This window comes from Marinobacter sp. EVN1, from assembly GCF_000475375.1.
Taxonomy (GTDB): domain Bacteria; phylum Pseudomonadota; class Gammaproteobacteria; order Pseudomonadales; family Oleiphilaceae; genus Marinobacter; species Marinobacter nauticus.
The window spans coordinates 1-403 of sequence record NZ_AXCB01000027.1 but is presented as its reverse complement, the minus strand read 5'-3'; the positions used below and the strand labels follow the sequence as shown (position 1 = coordinate 403).

Below are 403 nucleotides of genomic sequence, written 5' to 3'. Positions count from 1 at the left end.
TGGTGGACCAATCAGTGGCGGCTGCTTCTGTCGGGCTTTGCCTACACGTTGTTCGAGCGATTACGCGCTCACCTGAAGAAAACGCCCTTCGAGCGCATGAGCGCCAGTAACCTGCGGCTGAAGCTGATCAAGGTGGGCGCGGTCATCATTCGCAACACTCGGCGCATACAGGTGTTGATGAGTGATGCCTATCCTTACAAAGACGAACTCTCTGACCTGGTACGCCGTCTGGTTCCGGGATAAATCCCCGGGCTCCCCCGGCCCGACTCAATGGGGGGAAGGGGGCCGTGTGTCCGGACAACGGGAATTGATCACTTATTGGGCAGGCGTGGCCGAAACCGACCGGCCATAGCGGTAACCAGTTCAGTCTGCGAGACTTGCTGGGGACCTATGAGAAATCCGG

1 protein-coding gene is annotated in these 403 nt (G+C 58.6%); it reads left to right on the top strand.

Annotation, left to right across the window (positions count from 1 at the left end; genetic code table 11):
* Positions 1-243, top strand: a 243-nt coding sequence (locus Q674_RS33480; protein ID WP_023009216.1) for a transposase, incomplete at its 5' end; no start/stop codon positions are given.
* Between the last annotated feature and the right edge of the window lie 160 nt (positions 244-403).